At 66.7% G+C, this 24,177-nt stretch carries 21 protein-coding genes and 1 pseudogene; 7 read left to right on the plus strand and 15 right to left on the minus strand.

Annotated elements, in window-relative coordinates; all coding sequences use genetic code 11:
• Window positions 1-2: 2 nt before the first annotated feature.
• Both ACQPYR_RS25290 and ACQPYR_RS25295 read right to left on the minus strand, forming a co-directional pair.
• Window positions 3-1,073, minus strand: a complete 1,071-nt coding sequence (locus ACQPYR_RS25290) for a PDR/VanB family oxidoreductase (protein ID WP_433621435.1) — start codon at window positions 1,071-1,073, stop codon at window positions 3-5.
• Window positions 1,070-1,939, minus strand: coding sequence for a metal-dependent hydrolase (locus ACQPYR_RS25295; RefSeq protein ID WP_387292894.1), 870 nt, complete (start codon window positions 1,937-1,939; stop codon window positions 1,070-1,072). Before ACQPYR_RS25295 ends, ACQPYR_RS25290 begins: the two co-directional genes overlap by 4 nt.
• 104 nt (window positions 1,940-2,043) lie before the next feature.
• On the opposite strand from ACQPYR_RS25295, the gene ACQPYR_RS25300 reads away from it, so the two are divergent.
• Window positions 2,044-2,709, plus strand: a complete 666-nt coding sequence (locus ACQPYR_RS25300; protein WP_433621436.1) for a TetR/AcrR family transcriptional regulator — start codon at window positions 2,044-2,046, stop codon at window positions 2,707-2,709.
• Between the two features lie 7 nt (window positions 2,710-2,716).
• Here the strand turns inward: ACQPYR_RS25300 and ACQPYR_RS25305 are convergent, their stop codons facing one another.
• Entirely contained in the window at window positions 2,717-4,210 is a 1,494-nt protein-coding gene (locus tag ACQPYR_RS25305; RefSeq protein WP_433621437.1) for a flavin-containing monooxygenase, read from the minus strand.
• Between the two features lie 197 nt (window positions 4,211-4,407).
• On the opposite strand from ACQPYR_RS25305, the gene ACQPYR_RS25310 reads away from it, so the two are divergent.
• Together ACQPYR_RS25310 and ACQPYR_RS25315 are read left to right on the plus strand one after the other, a co-directional pair.
• Window positions 4,408-4,797, plus strand: a complete 390-nt coding sequence (locus ACQPYR_RS25310; RefSeq protein ID WP_433621438.1) for a hypothetical protein — start codon at window positions 4,408-4,410, stop codon at window positions 4,795-4,797.
• A gap of 106 nt (window positions 4,798-4,903) precedes the next feature.
• Window positions 4,904-5,362, plus strand: a pseudogene (locus ACQPYR_RS25315) (DUF3558 domain-containing protein); the annotation flags it as partial.
• Between the two features lie 50 nt (window positions 5,363-5,412).
• Here ACQPYR_RS25315 and ACQPYR_RS25320 read toward each other — a convergent pair.
• The 9 genes from ACQPYR_RS25320 to recC all read right to left on the minus strand — a co-directional run bounded on the left by ACQPYR_RS25320 (window position 5,413) and on the right by recC (window position 17,374).
• On the minus strand, window positions 5,413-5,925 hold the full coding sequence (locus ACQPYR_RS25320; RefSeq protein ID WP_433621439.1) for a mycothiol transferase: 513 nt from the start codon (window positions 5,923-5,925) through the stop codon (window positions 5,413-5,415).
• Window positions 5,926-5,972: 47 nt separating this feature from the next.
• Window positions 5,973-6,485: a methylated-DNA--[protein]-cysteine S-methyltransferase gene (locus ACQPYR_RS25325; RefSeq protein ID WP_433621440.1), complete on the minus strand. Its 513-nt coding sequence runs from the start codon at window positions 6,483-6,485 to the stop codon at window positions 5,973-5,975.
• Window positions 6,486-6,547: 62 nt separating this feature from the next.
• A complete protein-coding gene (locus ACQPYR_RS25330; protein ID WP_433621441.1) occupies window positions 6,548-6,802 on the minus strand; it encodes an Ada metal-binding domain-containing protein in 255 nt (84 codons plus the stop codon).
• Window position 6,803: 1 nt separating this feature from the next.
• On the minus strand, window positions 6,804-7,523 hold the full coding sequence (locus ACQPYR_RS25335) for a 2OG-Fe(II) oxygenase (protein WP_433621442.1): 720 nt from the start codon (window positions 7,521-7,523) through the stop codon (window positions 6,804-6,806).
• The gene (locus ACQPYR_RS25340) at window positions 7,520-8,149 is read right to left on the minus strand and encodes a methylated-DNA--[protein]-cysteine S-methyltransferase (protein WP_433635240.1); all 630 of its coding nucleotides are present in this window, start codon (window positions 8,147-8,149) and stop codon (window positions 7,520-7,522) included. Before ACQPYR_RS25340 ends, ACQPYR_RS25335 begins: the two co-directional genes overlap by 4 nt.
• A complete protein-coding gene (locus ACQPYR_RS25345; RefSeq protein ID WP_433621443.1) occupies window positions 8,149-8,628 on the minus strand; it encodes an RNA polymerase sigma factor in 480 nt (159 codons plus the stop codon). Before ACQPYR_RS25345 ends, ACQPYR_RS25340 begins: the two co-directional genes overlap by 1 nt.
• Window positions 8,629-8,677: 49 nt before the next feature.
• Window positions 8,678-10,558 (minus strand): exodeoxyribonuclease V subunit alpha, encoded by a 1,881-nt coding sequence (gene recD, locus ACQPYR_RS25350; RefSeq protein WP_433621444.1) that lies wholly within the window; start codon window positions 10,556-10,558, stop codon window positions 8,678-8,680.
• The gene (locus ACQPYR_RS25355) at window positions 10,555-13,905 is read right to left on the minus strand and encodes a UvrD-helicase domain-containing protein (RefSeq protein ID WP_433621445.1); all 3,351 of its coding nucleotides are present in this window, start codon (window positions 13,903-13,905) and stop codon (window positions 10,555-10,557) included. The genes recD and ACQPYR_RS25355 overlap by 4 nt, the downstream gene beginning before the upstream one ends.
• A 121-nt stretch (window positions 13,906-14,026) precedes the next feature.
• On the minus strand, window positions 14,027-17,374 hold the full coding sequence (gene recC / locus ACQPYR_RS25360; RefSeq protein ID WP_433621446.1) for an exodeoxyribonuclease V subunit gamma: 3,348 nt from the start codon (window positions 17,372-17,374) through the stop codon (window positions 14,027-14,029).
• A gap of 263 nt (window positions 17,375-17,637) precedes the next feature.
• Here recC and ACQPYR_RS25365 point away from each other — a divergent pair, with 263 nt between their 5' ends.
• Both ACQPYR_RS25365 and ACQPYR_RS25370 read left to right on the plus strand, forming a co-directional pair.
• Entirely contained in the window at window positions 17,638-17,835 is a 198-nt protein-coding gene (locus ACQPYR_RS25365; RefSeq protein WP_387292870.1) for a hypothetical protein, read from the plus strand.
• A gap of 102 nt (window positions 17,836-17,937) precedes the next feature.
• Window positions 17,938-18,786: a tat pathway signal sequence gene (locus ACQPYR_RS25370; protein WP_433621447.1), complete on the plus strand. Its 849-nt coding sequence runs from the start codon at window positions 17,938-17,940 to the stop codon at window positions 18,784-18,786.
• On the opposite strand, the gene ACQPYR_RS25375 is transcribed toward ACQPYR_RS25370, so the two are convergent.
• Complete coding sequence (locus tag ACQPYR_RS25375) at window positions 18,773-20,275, minus strand: cytochrome P450 (protein ID WP_433621448.1); 1,503 nt, start codon at window positions 20,273-20,275, stop codon at window positions 18,773-18,775. The genes ACQPYR_RS25370 and ACQPYR_RS25375 overlap by 14 nt on opposite strands.
• A 177-nt stretch (window positions 20,276-20,452) precedes the next feature.
• On the opposite strand from ACQPYR_RS25375, the gene ACQPYR_RS25380 reads away from it, so the two are divergent.
• Window positions 20,453-21,892: an NAD(P)/FAD-dependent oxidoreductase gene (locus ACQPYR_RS25380; protein ID WP_433621449.1), complete on the plus strand. Its 1,440-nt coding sequence runs from the start codon at window positions 20,453-20,455 to the stop codon at window positions 21,890-21,892.
• Window positions 21,893-21,924: 32 nt separating this feature from the next.
• Complete coding sequence (locus tag ACQPYR_RS25385; RefSeq protein ID WP_433621450.1) at window positions 21,925-22,650, plus strand: hypothetical protein; 726 nt, start codon at window positions 21,925-21,927, stop codon at window positions 22,648-22,650.
• Window positions 22,651-22,795: 145 nt separating this feature from the next.
• Here ACQPYR_RS25385 and ACQPYR_RS25390 read toward each other — a convergent pair whose 3' ends face one another.
• The gene (locus ACQPYR_RS25390; RefSeq protein WP_433621451.1) at window positions 22,796-23,446 is read right to left on the minus strand and encodes an urease accessory protein UreD; all 651 of its coding nucleotides are present in this window, start codon (window positions 23,444-23,446) and stop codon (window positions 22,796-22,798) included.
• Window positions 23,436-24,152, minus strand: coding sequence for an urease accessory protein UreG (ureG, locus tag ACQPYR_RS25395; protein ID WP_433621452.1), 717 nt, complete (start codon window positions 24,150-24,152; stop codon window positions 23,436-23,438). The genes ACQPYR_RS25390 and ureG overlap by 11 nt, the downstream gene beginning before the upstream one ends.
• Window positions 24,153-24,177 lie beyond the last annotated feature (25 nt).

Here is a 24,177-nt window from a genome sequence, read left to right on the forward strand (position 1 = left end):
ATCTACAGATCGAGTTCGAGTTCGCCACCGCGAGAACGCGATACGCAGGTGAGCATCGCACTGTTACGATCGCCGGGCAGTAGCGCGCGGTCCCGATGCTCGACCTCACCGGCGATTACACTCGCCCGGCACGTCCCACAGAAACCCTGCTGACACGAGTACGCGACACCGGGCACCGCCCGCCGGATCGCGCTCAGCGCGGACTCATCGGCGGCGACATCAACCTCGGTTCCACTGCGGCGCAATCGAATACGGAACGGCGTGCCGTCGCTGACCGGTACCGCCGAGAAGCGCTCGGTGTGCAGCGGGGCCATCGGATCATGTAACAGCAGCACCTTGCGCGCGGCTTCCGCCAATGCCGGTGGTCCGCAGACATATACCGCGGCACCGGTCGGCGTCTGCTCGAAGATCATCCGCGGATCCGGCACCCCGAACTCGTCATCGGGTCGGACCACCACATCACCACCGGTAAAGTGGGCGAGCTCGTACAGGAACGGCATCCGCCCCCGCGAGCGTCCGAAATACATGAGCCGCCACGGTATTCCGGCACGTTCGGTGGCAGTGACCATCGGCAGAATCGGCGTGATCCCGATACCGCCCGCCACGAAGAAATACTCCGGTGCGTCGACGAGCGGGAACGCATTGCGCGGGCCCCGCACCCACAGTCGGTCGCCGACGCGCAACTGCTCGTGGATCTCGCGGGAACCACCGTCGCCATCGGCGATGTACCGCACCGCGATTCGGTAGCAGCTGCGATCCTCCGGGTCGCTGTTCAGCGAATACTGCCGCTGCCGACCCGAGGGCAGGAATACATCGATATGGGCGCCCGGCGTCCAGGCGGGCAGGTCCGCCCCGCCTGGATCGCACAGGGTCAGGCTGACCACCTCGTCGGCCTCGGCCTCGATTCCCAAGATCGCCAGCTCGAAATCGTAGCCGGTGCGCCGCACCGGCTGTGGCCGCGAAAGCAGCTGCGCCGCTTTCCCTTCGGTGAACACCCGCTTGTAGGTGTCCACCGCCGACGCGATCATCCGCAGCCCGGCTCCCGGCCGGAACTGCTCCTCAACGGCGGTCATGAGCGTGCCCGTGCCGCCGGCGACTGCGCGAGGTAGCGCAGTGCGTTATCCATCGGACCGAGTTGGGAGGGATGGAATCCCGGCCGCAGGTACCGCGGAATCTCGGTCAAGAAGGTGGTGAAGTTCGGGACCACACCGCGCAGCGAGGCACTGGCCATCTGTAGCGGCCACCACCGGCCCTTGTTCGGCGATGGGTCGCGCTGGAAGAGGTAGGCACCCGAAATCACGAACAGCGCGAGCAATCCCGAGCTGGCGATCAACGCCTGACGCGCCTTGCGGGCATAGCCGCCGTCGAGATGCATGTACGCGTCGTAGACCACGCTGCGATGTTCGACCTCCTCGGCGCCATGCCAGCGGACGAGATCCAGCATTGCCGGATGCATCCCCTTGGCCGCCAATTTGTCGTTGGTGAGCAGCCATTCGCCGATGACGGCGGTGTAGTGCTCCATCCCCGCGAACAGGGCCAGTCGCTCGCACAGCCATTCGTGTCTGGCCCGGCCGGACAGTCCGTGGTCACCGAGCAGCCGATCGATCAGCCAGGCGACGCGATCCACCATCGGCCCGACCTCGAGTCCGAGGCGTTCCAACTGGTGGCGGGCCTTTTCGTGGGAACCGGCGTGCATCGTCTCCTGACCGATGAAGCCGCGGACCTCTTCCCGCAATCGCTCATCATCGATCAGCGGTAAGGCCTCGGCCAGCGCCTGCGCCATGGCCCGCTCGCCTTCGGGGAGCACCAGGTGCATCACATTGATGATGTGGGTGGCCATGACTTCGCCGGGGATGTAGTGCATCGGCACCGAATCGAAGTCGAAGCTGACGTCCCGCGCGTTGATGGCATGAGCCTGATCGGCGTAAGCAGTGCCCATCTGATGGTCCTCACGTCTGGTCCCTGGACGATCAATGTATTGCCGACATCAAATGCTGTCAACATCACATGATGTCAACTTCCCGACTATGGGAGGATCGGGCCATGAACGACGCCGTTTCCGATGGATCGATACCGGGGATGCGCCGCTGGCGCGGTACACCCCCGGCCGACCGAATCGCCGCGCGCCGCGAACAACTCGTCGAGGCCGCCATCGAGTTGATGGCCACGATCGGAGCCTCCGATATCTCCATGCGCGGGGTCTGCAGGCAGGCCGGACTCACCGAGCGCTACTTCTACGAGAGCTTCCCGAATCTGGACAAACTGCTCACCGCGGCATTGGAAGCGGTGGTCCTCGGCGCACAGGAACGCCTGCTCGCGGCGCTTGCCACCGCTCCGCCCGAACCGCAAAAACTATTTCGCCATGCCATTTCGGCATTCACCGATTATCTGGTCGAGGATCGTCGGCGCGGCCAGATCATGTTCGTGGAATCGCAGGCCACCCGGGTACTCGGCGACCGAGGCAATGAGCTCATCGAATTGTTCACCGCGCCGATCGCGCTCACGATCGGATTGGGTGACGACGGACCGCAGACCCCACCGGATCAGTACGAGAACAGCCTCAACTCGAACGCCATTTTCGGCGCGATGGCGTATATGTACCGCCCGTGGCTGGACGGCACCATCGATATTCCACGCGAACGATTCGACGACCACGCGACCAGCGTATTGCGCAATATCGCGGCCGCGCGGTCGGCGGAGCCGCACTGACCAGTCGTCAGCCCTGTGTGGATACCGGATCCCGATCCCGCGACCGTTCGAATACCATCGCGCGATCGGTGATCTTGCCGTGACGCAGCGTGACCAGATCGCGCAGGTAATTCATGCGTAGGCGCCACGGCGCCTCGGTGCCCTGGATCGGGAATTGGCTGGCGGCACGCTGGACATAACCCGGATTGAAATTCAGGAATAGCGACGCCGCGCCGACGGACGGATCGCGCACCGGTGTGCAGCGGTCGTATCCGTTGCGGTACATATGGCGTAGCAGCCGAACGACGTACTCGCACACCAGATCCGCCTTCAGCGTCCAAGAGGCGTTGGTGTATCCGATGATGTACGCGAAATTCGGCACATCCGAGAGCATCATGGCCTTGTAGGCCATGTGTTCGGCGAGGTGCACCTGCTGTCCGTCGACGGCGAGTTCGATGCCGCCGAAGGCGAGCAGATTCAAACCCGTTGCGGTGATCACGATGTCGGCATCGAGGCTCGCACCGGAGGCGAGGGCCAGGCCCGTCTCGGTGAATGTCTCGACCTTATCGGTCACGACATCCAATCGACCGTTGCGGATCGCGCGAAAGAAATCGCCATTGGGGGCCAAGCACAGTCGCTGATCCCAGGGGTTGTAGGTCGGGGTGAAATGGGTATCGATGTCGTAGCCCTCGGGCAGCCAGCGCCGCTGCCAGCCCTTGATCCGCTTGCGCATGGATTGCGGATACCGTTGACTCAGTTGGTAAATCGCGGTTGCCAGCGCCACATTTTCAGCCCTGGCCACCGCGTAGGCGGCGCGGGTCGGCAGGAATTTTCGGGCCTTGACGGCGAGGTCGTCGCGGGCGGGTGCAGAGATGATGTAGCTGGGTGAGCGTTGCAGCATCGTCACGTGCGCGCCCTGTTCGGTCAGTGCCGGTCCCAGCGTGACCGCGGTCGCGCCGCTGCCGATCAGCACTACGCGCTTGCCCGCGACATCCAGATCGTGCGGCCAGTGCTGCGGGTGGATGATCGGCCCGGCGAAACGCTCGGTACCCGCGAATTCCGGCGTGTAGCCCTCGTCATAGCGGTAGTAACCGGAGCAGCAGAACAGGAATCCGGCTGTGAGAGTGACGGTTTCGCCGGTATCGGTGCGTTCGGCGCGCACCGTCCACCGGTTTTCCCGCGACGACCATTCGGCACCGACGACGCGATGGTGGAAGCGGATATGGCGGTCGATCCCGCTCTCGGCGGCTGTGGCGCGCACATAGTCGAGGATGTCCGCGCCGTCGGCGATCGAATACTCCCCCAGCCACGGACGGAAGCGGTAGCCGAGGGTGTACATATCGGAATCGGAGCGAATTCCCGGATAGCGGAACAGGTCCCAGGTGCCGCCGATCGCGTCGCGGCTCTCCAGAATCGTGTAGCTCTTCTCCGGGAAGGCCCGCCGCAGGTGATACGCCGCGCCTATGCCGGACAGTCCGGCACCGACAATGAGCACATCGACATGCTCACCAGCGATCCTCATCGATCTCGTCCTCCGTATTCGGCGGTGCGATTCGCACCGATTTCAACCCCCAGCCTATCCGCTGCGGTTCGGTCGAGGATCGTGACGCCGGAGGCGCCGAAAACGCCCGGTTTCGGGAATCTGTGTTTTCGATGGAACCGTTTCCTCGACGCGTGCGTCTCTATGATCAGACGGGACTAGTTGAAGGGGCGACCATTATGGCTGTCGACAGTGCGTTCGACGGGTATATCGAGGATGCGAAGACCGGGGCGCTGAAGGTGCGGATGGAACCCCAGGCGTTTCTGGATATCGACGCGGCCTGCCAGAACTTGATCATCGACCTGTCCTCGGTTCAGAACGACGCGCGTGCACTCGGTGAGCGGTCGACCTGGGGACTCGGTGAAGACAACCCGCGCCTGACCTCGGCCGTCGAGCTGGTGAAACTGTTCAGGGAGAAGGCATTCGGCGGCCCGAACAACGCTTACGACACAATCGGCGAGTACATCGCGGTCGCCACGGAAATCCAGTCCCTGTTCAAGACCATCTGTGACGCCTACGAGCGCACCGATGAAGACTTCGCCCGCCGGATACGGCAGATCCGCGTATGAGGATCCGCGCCGAGCGCTCGTCGAAAGCGGCGCTGCTGATCACGGCTGCGGCCATTGTCCTCGTGGCGTGCGGTGACGGAAGCAATGCCACTCGACCGCCACATCCACCACACCTGTCACCTCCGGTACCTCGGCCACGCCGTCCAGCACATCGAACACCGCATTCGATCCCTGCGCCGCGCTGACGCCCCAGTTCCTCTCCGAACACCAATGGAACGCCCGCACCCCCACCCCCAAGCAGGATTCGACGGGCAACATCCAGTGGAACGGCTGCATGTACGTCGCGCAGAGCACGTACACATTCCGCGTCCAGACGACCAACCAAACCCTTGCCGAAGTCAGCGAAAAGTTCCCCACCGCAACCGAACTCACCATCGACGCCCGCAAGGCCCTACGCTACGAGACCCGCCCCGACGTCCCCGGCGGCTGCACCATCAACATCGATATGAAATCCGGCTCCCTCTACATCCTCGTAGACGACCCCCGCGGCCAGCACCCCCGCAAACTCTCCCCCTGCGAAAACGTCAGCGAAATCGCACAAGCCATCGCCCCGCTCCTCCCCTGAGACAGCTGACTGATCTCGCCGAGCGGGCCCTGCGGTTCAACCGACCCCAACTACCTGCGGCGCAGCAGAACTCCGCGAATGAAGGCGGCTTGGCCGGCGTGCTGGATATCGTCGTCCACGACGCTGATCAGCCGCACACCCAGGGTGACCGGCGGATCCCAGCGGGTGTCGACGATGCGGGGCAGGTCGGCATCGGTGAGTCCGGTTACGTAGTCGATCGTCTGCGTGTGCACCGCGTCGTAGTAGCCCAACAGCAGCTCGGCGGAAATCCCGCCGAGTTCGGCGACCTCCCCGGCGCGGTGCCCGTAGCCAGTCGCCTCATCGGCGAACGGCAGGTCGAACCGTTTGGCCCAGCCCGCCGCCGTCCACATCTGTTCCAGTCCCGCCACGTCAGCTATGTGGTCGTCCTGCACCCGGGTCAGATGCCAGATCAGCCAGGCGATGGAGTTGGCGTCCGGATCGATCTGCGCCGCCAGCTCGTCCTGTCCGAGCCCCTCCACCGCGCCGTGCACATTCTCCCGCACCCGTCCGAAGGCATCGACCAACAACTCAGCGCTCGTCATGACCTCATGCAAGCACACAGTCGCCGCCGATATTCCCGATCGCGCCGTCATCCGCCCAGCGGCAGCAGGAGGTCGACCGATTCGAGGTCGAGCAGGGCTCGTTTGGCGGGTAGCCCGCCCGCGTAACCGGTCAGGGATCCATCGGCCCCGAGCACACGGTGGCACGGGAGCAGGATCAGCAGCCGGTTACGAGCCAGCGCGCCGCCGATCTTGCGGGCGTCGGCGGGCGTGCGGCCGAGTTGCCGGGTCAGGGCGCCGTAGGTGGTTGTCCGGCCGTATCCCGTGGTCGCCTCGAGCGTCCGCAAGACCTCTCGAGCGAACGCGCTCATATCCGTCAGGTCCATCGGGACGGTGAATCGCCGACGTTCGCCGGTGAGGTATGCGTCGATTTGGTCTGCGGCGGTCTCCAGATGCTCACGCGCCGTGGAATTTTCGCCGGTTGATTCGGTCGGCAGCTCATCGGTGAACGCAACCAGGGTGACGCCGGCCTGGTTCGCTTCGATCAGCAGATTGCCCAGTGTCGAGCCGTGCACCAGTCGTGCGATGGCGGTATCGGACATGATGTTGCTCCTCTCTATCGAGCCTTCATCAGGTAGACGCTCCCAAGCGCCGAAACGTGAGATCACCTACCGGATTCGGCTTTCCATGCCGCGTATGCGGCGGGCAAGCAGACCGCGCACGGGCGGTAACCGGCGGCGATGGCGGTTTGTTCGTCGGCGAAGAAGACACGGTGGGCGCGGTAGTGGCCGCGTGCCAAGGCTCGCAAGGCCGACGGGCAGTCGAGGCGGCCGTACAGCTTCCCGCGCCGGTGACCGCCGTACCAGCCCGGTGTGGGGCTGGGATACGGGCGGCCGTCGGCATCGGTCAGGATGTACATCTCATTCGGCGTCGTGCAGAACCAGGCCCAGGGTGTGTCGGTGACCACTGCGAATTCGGCTGACGCCGTGGCGAATCGGAGCGCGGGACCAGCCGCGCGAGGATGGGATCGGCCGATCTCGGGTGGTGAAGACGAGTGCGTGGCCCTGTTCCAGGATGGTGACCGTCGGCTTCGATTGCGCGCGCGGCCGTTGTTCGACAAGGAGGAATTCGCCGCCGGTGTGGTCGATGCCAGGGCGGTCCAGGCCGATCGCGACTTGCAGCGGGAAGACGAGCTCGCCGTATAGGTCACGGTGCAGCGCGTTCCAGTCACCTTCGGTGTAGCGCAACAGAATTGGTGTCGGCTTTGTCTGGCCGGCGGCGTGGCAAGCGTCGAGCCAATCGTCGAAATCGTCGGGCCACGGCGTCGGATCGCCGAGTCGCTCGGCCCACGTGCGGGCGATGGGCAGCAGTTTGCGGTAGAAAGCCCTGCGCAGCCGCATGATCGGTGCGGGAACCGGGTCGGCGAAGTACCGGTAGGTGCCCTGGCCGAATCGATAGCGGGCCATGTCGATCGTCGACCGGAAGCGGCCCAGATCCTCCCACATGGCGGCGAACTCGGCGCACTCGTCCGGATTCAGCAGCGGGCCGGTCTGGGCGCAGCCATAGGCGTCGATCTCCTCGGTCAGGTCGAGCCACTGCTGCGCTTCGACTCTTTCTTCCAGTGCGGCAGAGGTTTTCATAGCGTCTCCGGCCACGCCGCTTCAAGTGTGAGCAGAGCGGTCTTGGCGGTGACGCCGCCGACGTACTGGCCGATCGAACCGTCGCTGCGCACCACGCGATGGCACGGGATGACCACCGGCAGCGGATTGTGCGCACAGGCCGAGCCGACCGCGCGAACCGCACGCGGATTGCCGACGGCCGCAGCGACATCTGCGTAGCTCTCGCGATGCCCGTAGCCGATATCGCTCAGGTGCTCGATCACCTGGCGGCGGAATCCGACGGTCAAACGCAGATCGAGTGGCAGATCGAATTGTGTTCGCGCACCGGCGAAGTACTCGTCGATCTCGCGTGCCGCGGCATCCAGACGCGCCGGGGCGGCCAGGACACGCGGGCTGATGCGCTCGGCGAGTGTGGCGAGCACGGTGTCGTGGTTCTCGCTGGGGTAGGCGACCCGCACCAGGCCCGCAGGAGTCGCCGCGAGCAGCAAGGCGCCGACGGGAGTGTCCACCGTGCGGTAGGCGACGTCGAGCAGGCCCGCGGCCTGGGCGTCGGCGGCCAGCCGTCGACGCAATCGGGACAGGATCTCGGCGGAGTTCGGGTTCAGGCCGTCGAAGAGGCCGTCCGGATCCCGGTCGATAGTGGCCATCATGTTCGATCCTTCGGGTAGAGTTTGCGCAATGTTTTGAGGCCGTCGGCCGCGGCGCGACGGGCGGCATCGGTCGAATTGCCCAGCAGCTGAGCGATTTCGGCGTGCGGTAGACCCGCCAGGTAGTGGTAGGCCACCGCTTGGCGCTGCTTGGTCGGCAGCGACGCGAGCGCGTGCCACAGATCGGGGTCGTAATCGGCCGGATCGGCATCCGGTGCCGTGCGTTCGGGCAGCGTTTCGGCCGGAACGGGTGCGCGGGTCAGTGCGCGCCCCACATCGATCGCGCGCCGGTGCGCGATGGTGACCAGCCATGCCTCGATATTCGTCTTCGGGTCGAGGTCGGGATAGGCCCGCAGGGCCGACAGAAAGGTCTCCGACCAGGCATCGGCCGCATCTGTCGGACCGAGCACGGCCCGGCATACGCGCAGCACCATCGGGCCGTATTCGGCTACCACATCCTCGAACGGAGGCAATCTCACGCTGGGTAGACGTCGGGGACGCGGAAAACGTGAGATTCCCAGGTCAGGCTCACTTCGACGCCGGGATGCGCGACAGGCCGCTGGCACGCAGGACGCGGCGGTCGATGGCGGCGCGGATCGAGTCGTCGGTACCGATGATGCGCACGTGGCGACGGGCGCGGGTGATGGCCGTGTACAGCAGTTCCCTCGTGAGCAGGGTGGATTCGGGTTCGGGCAAGACGACCGAGACGGTGTCGTACTGGCTGCCCTGGCTGCGGTGGATGGTCATGGCGAAGACGGTGACCACGGCCGGAAATTGGGTCGGATGCACCAGGTAGGGTTCGCTGCCGCGCTGCAGGGCCGCACGCAATGAGCCGTCGGGCATACGCACGATGACACCGGTATCGCCGTTGTAGATGCGCGCCTCGTGGTCGTTGGCGGTGACCAGCAGGGGTTGGCCCGGGTACCACGGCGCCTGATGCGAGTCCGGTCCCGCGCCACCGGCTGCGGCCCACTCACCGGCCATGCGGTCCCAGCGTTCGACACCGAAGGGACCTTGCCGGTGCGCACACAGGAGGCGGTGGGATTCGAGGGCGGTCAGCGCGGCCGCGGCATCGCCGTCGAGGGCGGCCGCGGTGACCTCGCGGGCGGCGCGCACCACATCGGCGCGGACGGATGCGGTGTCCTCGGGGGTACAGAGCGAGAGTTCTTCGCCGCCCGCCCGCAGCAGTGCGAGCGCGGTCTCGGCATCACCCGCGCGGACCGCGACAGCGAGTTCGGCGATCTTGCCGCCGAAGCGGCGGCCACGGGTCAGTCGGACGATGCCGCCGCGCAGCCGCGTTCGCTCGAGATCGGTCAGCGACTCCGGATCACTGTCGGCCACAATGGATTCCGCACCGAGGACCTGTTCGAGAACCGGATTCGGCGCGCCCACAACGGGTCCGGCGACGAGATCCGCGAGGACGGCGCCCGCGTCGACCGAGGCGAGCTGATCCGGGTCACCGACGAGCACTAGCCGGGTATCCGGGCGCAGCGCGGCCAGCAAGCTGCTCATCATGGTCAGCGACACCATGGAGGTTTCGTCGACCACGATCACGTCGTAGGGCAATCGGTTGAATTCGTGGTACCGGAACCGGGTCGCCCGGCCGCGCTGCCATCCGAGCAGACGATGCAGGGTTGCTGCGGTCAACTCCGGTAGCGCGAGCGATTCAGCCTGTTCGCGCACCGCTTCCTGCAGTCGCGCGGCCGCTTTGCCGGTGGGCGCGGCCATGGCGATGCGCAGCGTGGGCAACTTCGGATGCGCCTGCTGATGCGCATCGAGCAGGGCCAGGATGCGGGCGATGGTATGGGTCTTGCCGGTCCCCGGTCCGCCTGCCACCACCGTGGTCCAGTGCGTCGCGGCGAGTGCGGCGGCGATCCGCTGGCGGTCCGGTGCCGCTCCGACCGGGGCGTCGAAGAGCCGGTCGAGTTCGCGTCGCACGATGGCCGGATCCACCTTCGGATGGTGTCCGGAGCGCTCGGTGAGCACGCGGCGGATCCTCTGCTCCTGCTGGTAATAGCGGTCCAGATAGAGCAATGGCCCCGCGACCAGCCGCAACGGCTGCAACGGACCGGCCGGCCCCCCACACACCAATGGACTGACCCGCAGCGCGGCGACCACCGCATCGATGTCCGGCCACGGCAGCGTCGCCGGATCGATTCCCGCACCCGCATCCCAGGTTTCATCGGCATCGACGCCGATCTCGCGCATCCGGTGCAGTTCCAGACAGACCGAGCCCGAACGCACCGCCCGAACCGCGAGCGCAGCCGCGAACAGCACCTCTTCCGAGGTTTCCCGGCCCATCCGGCCCAATCGAAGGGCGACGTGCACGTCGGCGGCGGAGAGCACACCGGCTTCGTTGAACGTGCGCAGCAGCCCGGTTCCGCGCTGCGCCACCTGGATCGATGTCATCGGGCAGCCTCCCCAGCCAGTAGATCGGACAGGGCGACGATCAGCGCGGCCGGTGGATTCCAATCGAAAACACCACAGCCCGACGGAGTTTCGGGACCGATCATGCCGCGGACGAAAAGGTAGCGGGCACCACCGAGATGGCGCGTCGGATCGTAACCGGGCAGCCGCCATCGCAGATAGCGGTGCAGGGCGACCGCGTAGAGCAGGGCCTGCAGCGGGTAGTGCGAGCGCAGCATTTCGGCGGCCATGCGGTCGTGGGTGTAGTGATCGACGGTGAGGTCGCCGGTGCCGAGGCGGTTGGTTTTGTAGTCGACGATGACGAATCGTGGTTGCGCGCCCGAGTTTTCGGTGATCCGCAGCACCGCGTCGATACTGCCGGTGAGGTAGCCGCGCAGCGGGGTGTCGTCCAGGGACGCGAGTTGGTCGGCATAGCTGGACAAGGAATCGTCGGCCGGGAGATGGGTCCGCAGCAGATCGGCGATCCGGCGCAGCGTGACCGTTTGCGCACCCGCAAGGTCACCGCCGGCGAGCGGGAGCTCGAAGTCGAGTTCGTTGAGCCGGTCGCGGGTGGAGATGTCGGCGAGACAACCGAATCCGAGCGGGGTGTGCAGCACGGCGAGCAGGGCGTTGCCGAGTACCACCGGATCGGCCTCGGCCATCAGCTCTTCAGTCGCCGCACGGCAGCGGGTATGCACCTCGGTGGGCAGATCCGGTGCGTCGGTATCGATTCGCTCGAGCACACCGTGCACCAGGGTGCCGAATTCGGCGCCGTAGGGCAGCGCGTTCATCAGGGACGGGGCCGCATCGGCGATCGGGGGTTCGGTTTCGGCGAGCGGCGGCGTGCCGGGTTCGTCGGACGGGCCGCGGTCGTCCTCGGGTTCGGCCTCGGGGATGGCGGCATCGTGCGCACCTGCCGTCAGTGCCGAATATGAGGTGCGACGCCACTGCAGGTCCATGGTGCGGGCGAAGTGCGCGGCGGCGATGGCTCCGGTCGGGAGTTCGCTGCGAACCCGGCGGATCTCGACCGTATCGGTGTGCTCGACGCCTTCCACCGAAATGGCCTCCGGCGCACCGGCGGCCCACGCCGAAAGCATCGACACCGCAACGGTATCCGCGGGCACCGCCGCCTTGCTCGGCACGAGATCCCCACCCTCCGGGCGGCCGAGGACCATCCGATGCAGCGGCGCGTTGGCCGTGGTGATCGCGGGTGCCCACCAGGCGACGATCTGACACATCGCACGGGTGAGTGCGACGTACAGCAGGCGCAGTTCCTCCCCCGCCTCCTCGGTTTCACTGCGCAGCTTGCGCTCGCCGTAACCGGACGCGTCCTGACCACCGACATCGAGTACCCGGGCGCCGTCGTCGGTGTGGAACAGCAGGGTCTGCGGGTACGGGTTCTTCGCGTTGTCCCACGCGAAAGGCAGGTAGACGATGGGGAATTCGAGTCCCTTGCTGGCATGCACGGTCGCGATCTGCACGGCCGCGGCATCGCGATCGAGGCGGCGGCTGCGGTCGGCGACCGACCCGGAGGCGGGATCGCGGACGCGATCGGCAAGCCAGCGGGTCAGCGCAGTGAGGCCGAGACCTTCGCTCAGTGCGACCTGATCCAGCAGCTGCGCGATATGCCGCAGATCGGTCAGCTCCCGTTCGCCGTTCTCGACCGAGAGCAGTCGCTGGGCCAGATTCGCTTCGGCGGAGATTTTTTCGAAGACCGCCGCGAAACCCGCACGGGCGAATAGCCGGGCCGCCTCCCGCAGCTGGGCGGAGATACGACCGACCAGATCCGCACCGCCGCTGTCGATTTCGACCGCCGTCACGCCGAGCAGCGGTGTGCAGGCGGCAAGGCGGACACGGTCGGAGCGGTGGGGCTGTTCGAGCGCGCGCAGCAGCCAGAGCCAGTCCGTCGCACTGCTGGTGGCGAAGACGCTGGTGCCACCCGCGAGTACGGAGGCAACGCCGACTCGGTCCAAAGCGGTTCGCACCACGTCGATTTGAGATCGAGTCCGCACCAGTACCGCGATATCGCCGGGACCGATCGGCCGCGGTCCGGTCTTCGCCTCGAACAGCGCACCGGACTCGAGCAGTCGCACGATATCGGCCGCGAGATCATCGGCGACCTTGGCCCGCATGCGCCCGACGGCCGGGAATCCCGATTTGTTCAACGGGCCCGCACCGGTGCGCGGCAGACACCGCATCCGCAGCGGCGTCGTCAGTTCGGCTGGTCCGGACAGTCGCGACCAGCCGCGGGTCGCGGTGACCGGGTAGACCGTGATCTCCCTGTGCCCCAAAGCCGCACCGCCCTGCAGATGATCCAGTGCGGCAAGCAGACCCGCATCGCTACGCCAGTTGTCGGTGAGCTCCTTGCGGGTATCGGCGTGTGCGACGGCATCGAGATAGCTGAGCACCTCCGCGCCGCGGAACGCGTAGATGGCCTGCTTCGGATCACCGACCAGCACCAGGGTCGAATGCCGGTGGAAGGCCAGCCGCAAGATGTCCCACTGCAGCGGATCGGTGTCCTGGAATTCGTCGACCAGGGCGACCCGATACCGATCACGGATGCGGCGACAGGCCCGCGGCCCATGCTCCGGATCGGCGAGCACATCGTGCAGCAGCACCAGCAGATCGTCGAAGTCGCGCAGTCCCGCGAGGCGTTTGCGGCGCTCGGTTTCCGCGCGCACGGCGGCGGCGAAGGCGACCCGCTCCCCCGCAAGGCCGTCCCCCTTCGGCACCAATACGGCGTGGCGATCCTGCACCGCCGCCAGCGCGAGTGTATGCGCCTCCTTCAGCGAAAACGGCGGCTCCGCACGGGCATACCGGTTCAGGTACAGGTCATCGGCGACCGTGCCGATCAGATCATCGATCGTCTCGACCAAGCGCGACCCGGGATCATGTTCGCCCGCCAACCCGAGCTCATCGAGCATGCGCTGGCAGAAACTGTGCGTCGTCGCGATGGTCCCGGCGTCGAAATCCGAAAGCGCGGTGAGCAATCGATGCCGCCGCCGCAGTATCTCAGCCGAATCCGCCTGCGCCAGTAGCCGAATCAGCTCATCGGCATGGGCCCGAGCCGTCTCGGGATCGGCCAGTGCCGCCGCCACCGCGACGAACCGGTCCCGCGTCCGTTCTCGCAGCTCCTGGGTTGCGGCCCGACTGAATGTCACCAGCAACAGCTGCGAAATATCGATCCCGATCTCGGCGACGTATCGCACCGCCAACCCGACGATCGCATGCGTCTTGCCGGTACCGGCGCTCGCCTCGAGCACAGTGGTTCCGGTCGGCAGTGGCCCGTTGGGATCGAACCGGTCGGCGTCCAGCGAGGGCGTGGCGAATGCGGTGTCCTCGATGGTCATCCCCGCCGCCCCTTTCCGTGCCTGCCAAATCCGGTGCTCGCCTCCACCGTCCACCCGACGCCCGCTCGTATCCGGGAGGCGCGCCGAACGAGGTGCCGTCCCCTTCGATCACTACGCCGACTCATGGCTGGCCCTGATTCTCGGCGGCCAACAGCGGTGCCCACATGCGACGAGCAAGCGATCCGAAGCGGGTGGTTTCCCCGGGCTCGCCCGCGGGCGCGGGTGCAGCCATGAGGTGTTCGAGGCGAGGGGCAGGCCCCCAGATGTAGCGCAGGTGACGGTCGGTGTGGTCACCGAACGGCCCGGGACCGTTGGGCCCGCCATTGAATTCGCGTTCGGCGGCGCTCACCGCCTCGTCGGCGTTCGAGCCGCGGAAGCGACGTTCGGCGTAAGCGGCGGTAGCGGAAGGGGCGATCGGCAGCGGTTCGGTCAGACCGGTGTCACGCAGCCGCACCAGTTCCCGCAGGATCGCCAGCGCGGCAGGTGGTTCCGGCGCCATGATTTCCGAACGCCATGCGGGACGGCCGAATTGGCCGCGACCAGTGGTGACAGCACGCCACGAGCGATCCTCTGTGACGGCCAATGCCAGCAACGAAACCCAGGCGGCAATACGGTGTTTCGGGGCGAGCCGGGAGAACATGGTGCGTACCAAGGATTCACCGCGCACCTCGGGCACCGTGCCGGTGAGCCGACGGCCATTCCCGAGATCGACGGCGATATCGACCGCGCGCGGCGCACCCTCGTACTCCGGCAGCGCCGCCCGCACCAGCTTGTCCACCGTAGACTCGATCTCGTCGAGCACCGCACCGCCGAAACCGAACGGCGGCAGGGTCCCGCGCCGCCACTCCGCCGCGCGCAGCGTCGATGGATCCGCTCCGGTGAGTCGCGCGGACAGCAGTCGTTCGCCCAGCTCCCATTTCGCGAGACCGTCGAGTTCGATGGGCAGCCGGTCGGCAATGTCGTCTTCGTGTTCGGGAACGCGCAGCCCGAGGCGCTGCCACAGAAATGCCCGCGCCGGATGCTCTACGAACGAAATCAAGTCGGCCAGTGCGACATCCGTGAGTTCGAGTGCCGGCAGCGGTTCGGGCAGAAATACGGGACGCGGCTGTGCCGGTTGTCCGGCGGCCCGCGCGCCGGCGAGGGCGACGGTATCGAAGCTGAACGGGCGCTCGGCCGCGAAATTGCGACGGTCGAAGCCCTGCAACGGATGTCGGGTCACCACCGCGTCCATACCTGCCGCGCCGACGTGCGCGCGTAGTGCATCGAGCAGTTCGGCGACCGGGATGGCGGGCGGGCGATGCGCACCGGTCACCGGGTCGGCGCCGGTGTGGAAGATCAACAGCTGCTCCGTGGCCGCGAGCACTGAATCCAGCAGCAGCTGGCGATCCTCGCTGCGCGCATCCCGTTCGCCCAGTAGCGGATTGCGTGCGAGCACATCGTCGCCGTCCACACCGCTGGTGCGCGGGAAGATCTCGTCGTCGAGGCCGAGCAACACCACCACCCGATGCGGCACCGAACGCATCGGCACCATCGTGCACACTGTCAGTTCGCCGGTCCGGAAATTCGCCCTCGTCGGTCGTGCCGCGAGCCGACTCGACAGCAGCACACCGACATCCGCCAGCCGCAACGGCACATCACCCGCATGGTCGGTGGCGGCGGCCAGCTCGCGGCGAGCCTCGGTGCGCACCCACGCCTGACTGTCGGGCACATCGGTGAGCAGTTCGAGGCAGCGGCCGAGCACCGTCGCCCACTCGTGCGCCGGACGGGGTCCGCGCAGATCGCGCAGGCAGACCGCGAGCCGGTCGATGAATTCCGCGAACCGGCCGGCCAGATCCACATCATTGCTGTCCACATCGTCGAGCGGCAGCGCGAGATCCAGCCAGTCCTCGGAAGATTCGTCCGCGGTGACACCGAGCAGGATGCGGTCCACCGCGCTGTTGAGCGTGTTCTGCGCGAAGTCGGCCAGCCCGAATGCCTGCCGCTGGCGCTGCCCGATACCCCACCGCGCGCCGGATTCGGCTGCCCACTCGCGCAACCGCTCGATATCGTCGTCATCGAAACCGCAACGGCGACGGACGGTTTCGGACGCCGCGAGATCCAGGACCTGCGTCACCGTCACCCGCCCGTCGGCGAGCTCGAGCAATACCGCGATCACCGCGAGCATCGGATTGGTCACCCCGCGCCCCCGATCGGCGAGCCGCACCCGCAGCAGATGCGCGGGATGCGCCGAATCCCCCACCGACTCGACCGATCCCACCATCTTCTGCCCGAACGCCGCCCGCACCAGCGGCGCGTACGCCTCCACCTCCGGACACATGATCAACACATCACGGGGTTCCAGCGAGTGATCGGCCGCGAACAAGCCGAGCAGGCATTCGCGCAACACCTCGACCTGTCGCGCCGGTCCATGACACGAATGCACCTGCACGGTGTGGTCAGGAAAGCTCGCGGGTTCAGGGGGCCACACATCGTCGCGAATCCCGGATTGCAGAGCGGTCAACAGTGTCGGACCCGGAACTTCCTGACGGCCATCCTGATTCGATCCGACAGCCGCATGGTGCCGATCCACGGCACCGACCAGCCGCTGCTGGAGCTCGCGCACATCCCTGCCGAGCCCCGCGAGCAGCGGATGCCGCACCACCGTTGCACTCACATCATCGGCCCGCGCCACCGCCGCGGGCAGTCCACTCACCTGCGTCCACATCGCCGGACTCGGATGCGCGAGCCACAGGTGCACATCGCGCCGCTCCCCCAGCGCGGATAACACCGCGAGTTGATCGCTCGGCAGCCGCGTCACCCCGAACAGCGACAAACGCCCAGGCAGATCCACCAGATCCGGCTCGTCCCGCAATCGCGCACAGGCCGCGTCCAACCGCTCGGCCGGGCTCGGCGCCCCGACCTCGGCCCGCAACCGCCGCCACAATTCCGGTTGCCACCGCAGATCATCCGGCACCGCGCGGCCGGCACCGTCGGTATCCGAACCCGCCGCCCACTCCTTGATGAGCCCCGGCCGCTGCGCCGCATAACTGTCGAACAGCGCCGCCACATGCGCGGCGGTCGCATACCGTCGACCGACCCGATGTCCGGCGGGTTCCCCGACCCCGAGATGTCGCGCGAGTACCGCACTCCACGGTTCGCCCAGCGACGCATCGATCACCCGCAGCAATGTCCACACGACCTGCTCCGGCGCCCACGGATCCGCCTCTGCCCGCACGCCACTTGCCGCCGCTGATATTTCGGCGACCAACGCACCTGGAGACGGGAATTCGATATTCGCGGCAACACCGTCGCAGCGACCGGACACGCCGAGCACCGTCGACAACCGCTGCGTCAACCACCGCTCGACACCCTTCGCGGGCACCGCGACCACCTCGGCCGCGAAGGCGTCCGGCAATGGTTCGGCAAGCAGCGCCGCCAACGCCTCCGCCAACGCATCGGCGCGCTCGGCACGATGTATGTGCAGCGGCATCTGCGCCCTCTCGTCGGTTGGTCCGGTATGTCCGCACTGCGCGTCAAGTCGCCTATCCGGACGCCTCAGCGCTTCCGCACGTTTATACGCCCAGCGACCAGCACGCAACCTCCCGACCCCATCCCTCCGGGAGTGAATTGAGCCACACGCGAACGATTTACTTCGTCGTGTCACGTCGGATCGCGGACGTCGATGTGCAACAGTGCTCAACCGGGGAGGAACGGGATAGCTGCACGAAAGGCTGGTTCGCGTTCATGATGGCGATGGTGATTCCCCTGATGCCGAGAGGCGGATTCACGGTCCGCCGGGTCGGTGACAGATGGGAGCTGGTCAACTCGCGCTCCTATGGTCGCACCGTCGTCCTACATTCCTGGCCGCGCGATCAGCATGCCGAGGCCTTCGCCCACTGCTACCGCCTCAACGGTCGCACTGTCGAGGAATTGCACGCGGCATTCCACTAGCGCGAAAGACGCTGCGGTACAAGCACGCAACGCCGCCTACCACAGCGTCGCGCAGAGCTCAAGACGTGCGTCCGGCCCGCCGATGTGCGATCGTGTTGCCTCGTGCGTCACGCCTCCGTCTCTGTCCTCGCCGCTGCGGCGATCCTGGTCCCCACTACCACCGCGCTGATTCCATCGGCCTACGCGGCGCCTCCGGCCCATACGCAGGGCTGCATCGCCGGCTTCGATTGCGATATGAGCAGCCGAATCGCCGCTGTCGACGCGTATTTGAAGAATCGGCCCGGCGTGACCGGCTATGTGGTTCGCGACCGAGTCAGCGGTGGGGTGTACGCGAACGAGAATGCGGAAAACTCGGTCTGGACCGCCTCCACCATCAAACTGGCGATCGCCGCCGACCTGCTCAACCGCGCGCGGGCGGGCGTGATCGGTCTCGGTCCCGAGGACCGCGGCCTGATGGAATCGATGCTCGCCACCTCCAATGACCAAGCCGCCGACATCCTCTGGAACAAGTACGCCGGCCTCGATCGGATGGCCTATAACAATGCCTTCCGCGCCAGCGGCATGGTGAACCTGGTTCCGCAGCCGACGAATACCGCGATGTTCCCGGACTGGTCGTTCCAGAAGTGCACCCCCGCCGACCTGGATCGGCTGCTGGATTCGATCTTCAACAATATGCACCCGGACGACCGGAACTACCTGTTCGACCGTATGCGCGCGGTCGACAGCAACCAGCACTGGGGCGTGTGGGGTGCGGGCGCCGCGATGCGGCCCGGACTCAAGAACGGCTGGTCCGAGGAACAGGGCGGCTGGGTGGTGAACTCGGTCGGCTTCGCAGGCCCCGGCGAGCGCTACACCCTGGCCATCATGAGCTCGCTCGGCAGCGACGGCGGCTATACCGAGGGCGCCTCGACCGACACCAAGGTCGCCGAACTCCTGTTCAGCGGACGCTGAGGGGACGCAAAGATACGGGCGCACCATCCCGGGGGAACGGAATCGTCGTGAATCCCCACGGCATTCGATATTCCCCCGGGAGCTCCCATTCGTAATCTCGCACCAGCGCGGCAATGATCGTCTTCACCTCGAATGTCCCGAAGTGCATCCCGATGCATTTGTGCGCACCCGCACCGAAGGGCACCCAGGCGAGTCGATGCGATTTGTCCTCGCGCCGCGCTTCGCCGAAGCGTTCCGGATCGAACATTTCCGGCCGGGTCCACAGCTCCGGCAGGAAGTGATTGACCGTATACGCGCAATCGATCGGCGTGCCCGCCGGAATGTAGTGCCCGAGAATTTCGGTGTCGCGCACCGCCCGTCGCGGCAGTCCGGGCACCGGCGGCATCAAGCGCAAACTCTCCTTGATCACCAGATCCAGTTCGTGCATCCGGTCCAGATCGGCGATTGTCGGTGCGGCGCCGCCGATTTCGGCATCGACCGCGTGCACCTCGGCGCGCACCCGCCGCTGCCATTCGGGATGTTTGCCGAGGTAGTAGGCCACGGCGGTCGCGGTGGTCGTCGTGGTGTCGTGCGCGGCCATGATCAGGAAGATCATGTGGTTGACCACATCCGCGTCGCTGAATTCGGCGCCGTCCTCGGTGCGCGCATGACACAGTCCGGAGAAGAAATCCGCCGACTCCGTTCGTCGCTTGCTCGGCAGCATGTCGGTGAAGTACTGCTCGAGCACCTTGCGCCCGCGCAGCCCGGCACGCCAATTGCCGCCGGGCACCGGATGTCGAATAACCGATAATCCGGCATGGGTGCAGTCGATGAACGCATCGATCAGCTTGCGGCGCTGCATCCCGACATCGACGGCCATAAAGGTCTCGCCCGCGATCTCCAGCGTCAATTCCTTGATCGTCGGATAGAGCCGGACGGTGCCGCCGGTCCGCGGCACCCACCGATCGACGGCGGCCCGCGCCACCGGCGTCAGCGCCGCGAGATGGGCCTCCAGCCGCTCCCGAGTGAAGGCCTGCTGCATGATCCGGCGATGGAACATGTGCTCGTCGAATTCCAGGAGCAGCAGTCCGCGCCGGAAGAACGGACCGATGAAGTAGTCCCAGCCCTGACCGAAATCGCGACGCCGCTTACCGAGCACCTCATCGATCGCCTCCGGACCGCAGACCAGCACCCGATCCAAGCCCAGCGACGAATTCAGCGACACCGGACCGTAGCGGCGATACCGCTGCATCATTTCCGCCGGACCCCACCGCAAGTAGTGCAGGCCCCGGCCGAAATACGGAAGTCCGGCATCTCCGGTCACCGCGATCGCGGTGCTACCGCGCGGCGGTGAGGCCAGCACATGCGGACGCTCGGGAACCCGGCGCAGCAGTCGATCAATCAGGTGGTCGTCCGGGACGTCGATGAGCGACGCATTCTCGGATTCGTGCCGCACGCTGGGCTTTCCATTCCCGCTGCGGATGTGGGCGACACGGCCACCGGCGACCATGACAAACCTCCCTGAACGACAGGATCTATCGTATTCTCTTTTTCACATTCGTTCGCTCGAAAGAATCGGCACATCAACAACCGGGATCTCGCCGCGACGGCCAGCAGAGCGCCGACTACCGTAAGTCGGGTCAACACCGTTCGAGGGGCCGCACCCCAGGTTTGAGGAGCACCGACGATGAGCACTCAGTCTGTCCAGGAGAACCATCGCCACCGGGTGGTGGTGATCGGCTCCGGATTCGGCGGCTTGTTCGGTACCAAGCACCTCAAACATGCCGACGTCGACGTCACCCTGATCTCCAAGACCTCGACCCACCTGTTCCAGCCGCTGCTCTACCAGGTGGCCACCGGCATCCTGTCGGTCGGTGAGATCGCCCCCGCGACCCGGCTGGTGCTGCGCAAGCAGAAGAACGCCCAGGTGCTGCTCGGCGATGTCATCGATATCGACCTCGAGCACAAAACGGTCACCTCGCAGCTGCTCAACCAGAACACCGTCACCCCCTTCGACAGCCTGATCGTGGCGACCGGCGCGCAGCAGTCCTACTTCGGCAACGATCAGTTCGCCACCTACGCCCCCGGCATGAAGACCATCGACGACGCGCTGGAGCTACGCGCGCGCATCCTCGGCTCATTCGAAGGCGCCGAACTGGCCACGACCCAGGAAGTGCGGGATCGTCTGCTCACCTTCGTGGTGATCGGCGCCGGACCCACCGGGGTCGAATTGGCCGGTCAGATCGCCGAACTGGCCGATCGCACCCTGGAGGGCACCTTCCACAACATCGATCCGCGCGATGCCAGGGTGATCCTGGTCGAGGGCGCGGGTGCGGTGCTGGGCCCGATGGGTCCGAAGCTGGGCGGTAAGGCCAAGCGGCGGCTGGAGAAGATGGGGGTGGAGATCCAGCTCAACGCCATGGTCACCAATGTCGACGCGCATGGGGTCACGGTGAAGGATGCCGACGGCACGGTGCGCCGGATCGAATCCTCGTGCAAGGTGTGGTCGGCCGGTGTGCAGGCCAGCCCGCTGGGCAAGATGCTCGCCGAACGCTCCGACGGCACCGAGACCGACCGTGCCGGGCGTGTGATCGTCGAACCCGATCTGACCATCAAGGGCCACCCGAATGTGTTCGTGGTCGGCGACCTGATGTCGGTGCCGAATGTGCCCGGTCAGGCACAGGGTGCGATCCAGGGCGCGACCTATGCGGCCAAGCAGATCAAGGCCGGACTGAAAGGCGAAGCGCCGCAGGACCGCAAGCCGTTCAAGTACTTCAACAAGGGCAGCATGGCGACGGTGTCGCGGTTCAGCGCCGTCTGCCAGGTCGGCAAGCTGGAGTTCGGCGGATTCATCGCCTGGTTGGCCTGGCTCGCGCTGCACCTGTACTACCTGGTCGGCTACCGCAGCCGGATCATCACCGTCATCCAGTGGTTCGTGACCTTCCTCGGCCGCACCCGCGGGCAGATGGCGGCCACCGAGCAGTGGGTCTTCGCCCGGCTCGCGGTGGAGGCGGTGCAGGCCGATCAGCAGGAGGCCGACGAACTCGCGGCCGCGTTGGGGGCGCCGCCCGCGGAGAACGGGAAGGCCGCGCGTACCGAGAAGGCGACCGACCGCAAGGTGGGCTAGCCTTCAGAGCTCCCAACCCGCAGCGACGGAAGATGGGGACGATGGTCGCGGCGGGTGCAGTACCGCTCGTTCTGGCGCTGGTGGGCACCGGCACCGCGAATGCCGATCCCGCACAGTCGAATACAGCCACTCAGGAGCAGAAGCCGCAGTGGCCCGCCGCCGACGCCCCCAATGCGATGCCGTATGAGGGTCTGCACATCCCGGACGACACCAAGAGCTCGCTGCAGTGGTCACGTCCCGCGCCGGAGAAGAAATACCTCGCGCCCATCGGTGTGCTGCACGCGCCCGGCCCCGTAGCTGCGGTGCCGCCGATCGCGCCGCCGCCCGGCAAGTTCCGCTTCGGTGACGTCACCATCGACGCACCGGATTGGATCAACCAGGAGCAGGCCATCCAGATCAACGACAACTCCGCAATCGCCGAGGCCAATCTGGCGACATTCCTCGATTCGATCGGCATGGAGCGCAGCCGCTCGGACCGGATCGCCGGACAGACCATCGGCACCGCCGCGATGGGTGCAGTGGCTGGGGCCGGGGCGGCGGTCCCGGTCGCGGCAACCTCCGCGCTGGTCGGCGGTGCACTGGGACTGGTCGCAGGACTTGCGTTCGCGCCGGTGGGCCTGGTCGCGGGTCCGATGCTCGGGGCGGGCTTCGGCGCGGCCGTGATCACGGCCCCGGCGGCCGTGATCGGGGCGGCGGCCGGTGCGGCCATCGGCGCGGTCAATGCGTTCAATGCGCCGTCGCGGGTCGTCGGCGACTGATCGAGCGCCGAACCGGGGTGGGAACCTGACGACGTTGGCGGGTTCCCACCTCTTTTCATTCCCCCGCCCGGCACATCGCTACACCGCGTCGGTCCGGGCAAAGGCGCCGCTGTGATGGATTACACATTTCTCGGCGAATCGGGAGCTATCGCGTACTGACGAGCAGCGGTCCCGTTCGGGTGGACAAGGTCCCGCCCAATGCGAGCGGGAGGCGGGACGCGACCAGGCCGTCGGTTTCCACGGGGCGGTCGTCCGGATAGACGAGCTCGCTGTCCAATGCCCTTGGTGCGGCGAGATTGTCGTCGGCGGCACCACCTGCACCGAGTTCGAGTCGATGCCGCAACAGCGGCAGGGCGCCGATATCGGCGATCAGGTCACCGCGCCAGCCGCCACCGTCTTCGCCGGTGCGCCCGATCTGTACGCGTTCGCGCAGCCGTAGCCGGGCGTCGGGAGTCAATCGCACCTCGGTCACCGCGTGGTGGTGCGCGCCGCCCGCCACGATCGTCGGCTCCGGATCGAAATCCAGCTCGCCCGCGACGTCGAAATGCCAGTGCGCCAACGACAATGGCGTGCGTGTGCTCGGTAGCGCGATGGTGGCCGCGACCGAGCGCACCACCAGACGTGCGCCCGCGCCGACCACGATCTCGATATCGAGTTCATCGCCGCCGAGCGGAGTGGCCGCGGTGCCGATCAGGTGGACGGCGTCCGGACCGGTGCGCCGGGCCGCCAGCCCGCCGCTCGCGTGGATCTCGGGCAGTGTGCCGACGGCCGCGACAATGCGAACCTCAGTGCGCAACAGCGGATTCGGTGCCGGATTTGTCCTGTTCGGCGGTGGCCCGCAGCTGTTCGCGCACCCACGCGAGCACCGCGGTGGCGGCCGGATCCTCGGTCAGCGAGATCATCGCCGTGCGGCGACCCTCGCGTACCTTCGCGGCATCGCGTGCCATGACGTCGAGGTCGGCACCGACCAGCGGGGCCAGATCGGTTTTGTTGATCACCAGCAGATCCGAGAACGTCACGCCGGGGCCGCCCTTGCGCGGCACCTTGTCGCCGCCCGCGACATCGATGACGAAGATCTGTACATCGATGAGGCCGGAGGAGAACGTGGCAGTGAGGTTGTCACCGCCGGATTCGACCAGGATCAGATCCAGCGGCGGGTTGGCCGCGATCAGATCATCGATGGCATCGAGGTTCGCGGTGATGTCGTCGCGAATGGCGGTGTGCGGGCAGCCACCGGTCTGCACGGCGGTGATCCGCTCATCCGGCAGCACGGCGTGCCTGCGCAGGAAGTCGGCGTCCTCGGTGGTGTAGATGTCGTTGGTCAGCACCGCGAGCGAGAGTTCGGCACGCAGCTGTCGGCACAGGGCGGCCACCAGAGCGGTCTTGCCCGAACCGACCGGTCCGCCGATACCGATGCGCAGCGCCTCCCCGGGCGTGCGTGCGCGCTTGGGCCGGTCGTGCGAGTGATCGTGCGGTTCGCCGTCGATCAGGTGGGGTGGCATATGGTGCTCCTTTCCGCCTTCATCC

Origin of the sequence: Nocardia sp. CA-120079 (assembly GCF_050955745.1) — a bacterium.
Lineage (GTDB): Bacteria > Actinomycetota > Actinomycetes > Mycobacteriales > Mycobacteriaceae > Nocardia.

Excerpts from the sequence above, each read along its gene's own strand:
- recD (WP_433621444.1), bottom strand. The coding sequence starts at position 10,558 with ATGACATCGATCCAGGTGGCGCAGCGCGGAACCGGGCTGCTGCGCACG.
- ACQPYR_RS25375 (WP_433621448.1), bottom strand. The coding sequence starts at position 20,275 with ATGGTCGCCGGTGGCCGTGTCGCCCACATCCGCAGCGGGAATGGAAAG.
- ACQPYR_RS25380 (WP_433621449.1), top strand. The coding sequence starts at position 20,453 with ATGAGCACTCAGTCTGTCCAGGAGAACCATCGCCACCGGGTGGTGGTG.
- ACQPYR_RS25335 (WP_433621442.1), bottom strand. The coding sequence starts at position 7,523 with ATGAAAACCTCTGCCGCACTGGAAGAAAGAGTCGAAGCGCAGCAGTGG.
- ACQPYR_RS25310 (WP_433621438.1), top strand. The coding sequence starts at position 4,408 with ATGGCTGTCGACAGTGCGTTCGACGGGTATATCGAGGATGCGAAGACC.
- ACQPYR_RS25355 (WP_433621445.1), bottom strand. The coding sequence starts at position 13,905 with ATGACCATCGAGGACACCGCATTCGCCACGCCCTCGCTGGACGCCGAC.
- ACQPYR_RS25295 (WP_387292894.1), bottom strand. The coding sequence starts at position 1,939 with ATGGGCACTGCTTACGCCGATCAGGCTCATGCCATCAACGCGCGGGAC.
- ACQPYR_RS25320 (WP_433621439.1), bottom strand. The coding sequence starts at position 5,925 with ATGACGAGCGCTGAGTTGTTGGTCGATGCCTTCGGACGGGTGCGGGAG.
- ACQPYR_RS25340 (WP_433635240.1), bottom strand. The coding sequence starts at position 8,149 with ATGGCCACTATCGACCGGGATCCGGACGGCCTCTTCGACGGCCTGAAC.
- ACQPYR_RS25325 (WP_433621440.1), bottom strand. The coding sequence starts at position 6,485 with ATGTCCGATACCGCCATCGCACGACTGGTGCACGGCTCGACACTGGGC.
- ACQPYR_RS25365 (WP_387292870.1), top strand. The coding sequence starts at position 17,638 with ATGGTGATTCCCCTGATGCCGAGAGGCGGATTCACGGTCCGCCGGGTC.
- ACQPYR_RS25330 (WP_433621441.1), bottom strand. The coding sequence starts at position 6,802 with ATGTACATCCTGACCGATGCCGACGGCCGCCCGTATCCCAGCCCCACA.
- recC (WP_433621446.1), bottom strand. The coding sequence starts at position 17,374 with ATGCCGCTGCACATACATCGTGCCGAGCGCGCCGATGCGTTGGCGGAG.
- ACQPYR_RS25300 (WP_433621436.1), top strand. The coding sequence starts at position 2,044 with ATGAACGACGCCGTTTCCGATGGATCGATACCGGGGATGCGCCGCTGG.
- ACQPYR_RS25305 (WP_433621437.1), bottom strand. The coding sequence starts at position 4,210 with ATGAGGATCGCTGGTGAGCATGTCGATGTGCTCATTGTCGGTGCCGGA.
- ACQPYR_RS25290 (WP_433621435.1), bottom strand. The coding sequence starts at position 1,073 with ATGACCGCCGTTGAGGAGCAGTTCCGGCCGGGAGCCGGGCTGCGGATG.
- ureG (WP_433621452.1), bottom strand. The coding sequence starts at position 24,152 with ATGCCACCCCACCTGATCGACGGCGAACCGCACGATCACTCGCACGAC.
- ACQPYR_RS25385 (WP_433621450.1), top strand. The coding sequence starts at position 21,925 with ATGGGGACGATGGTCGCGGCGGGTGCAGTACCGCTCGTTCTGGCGCTG.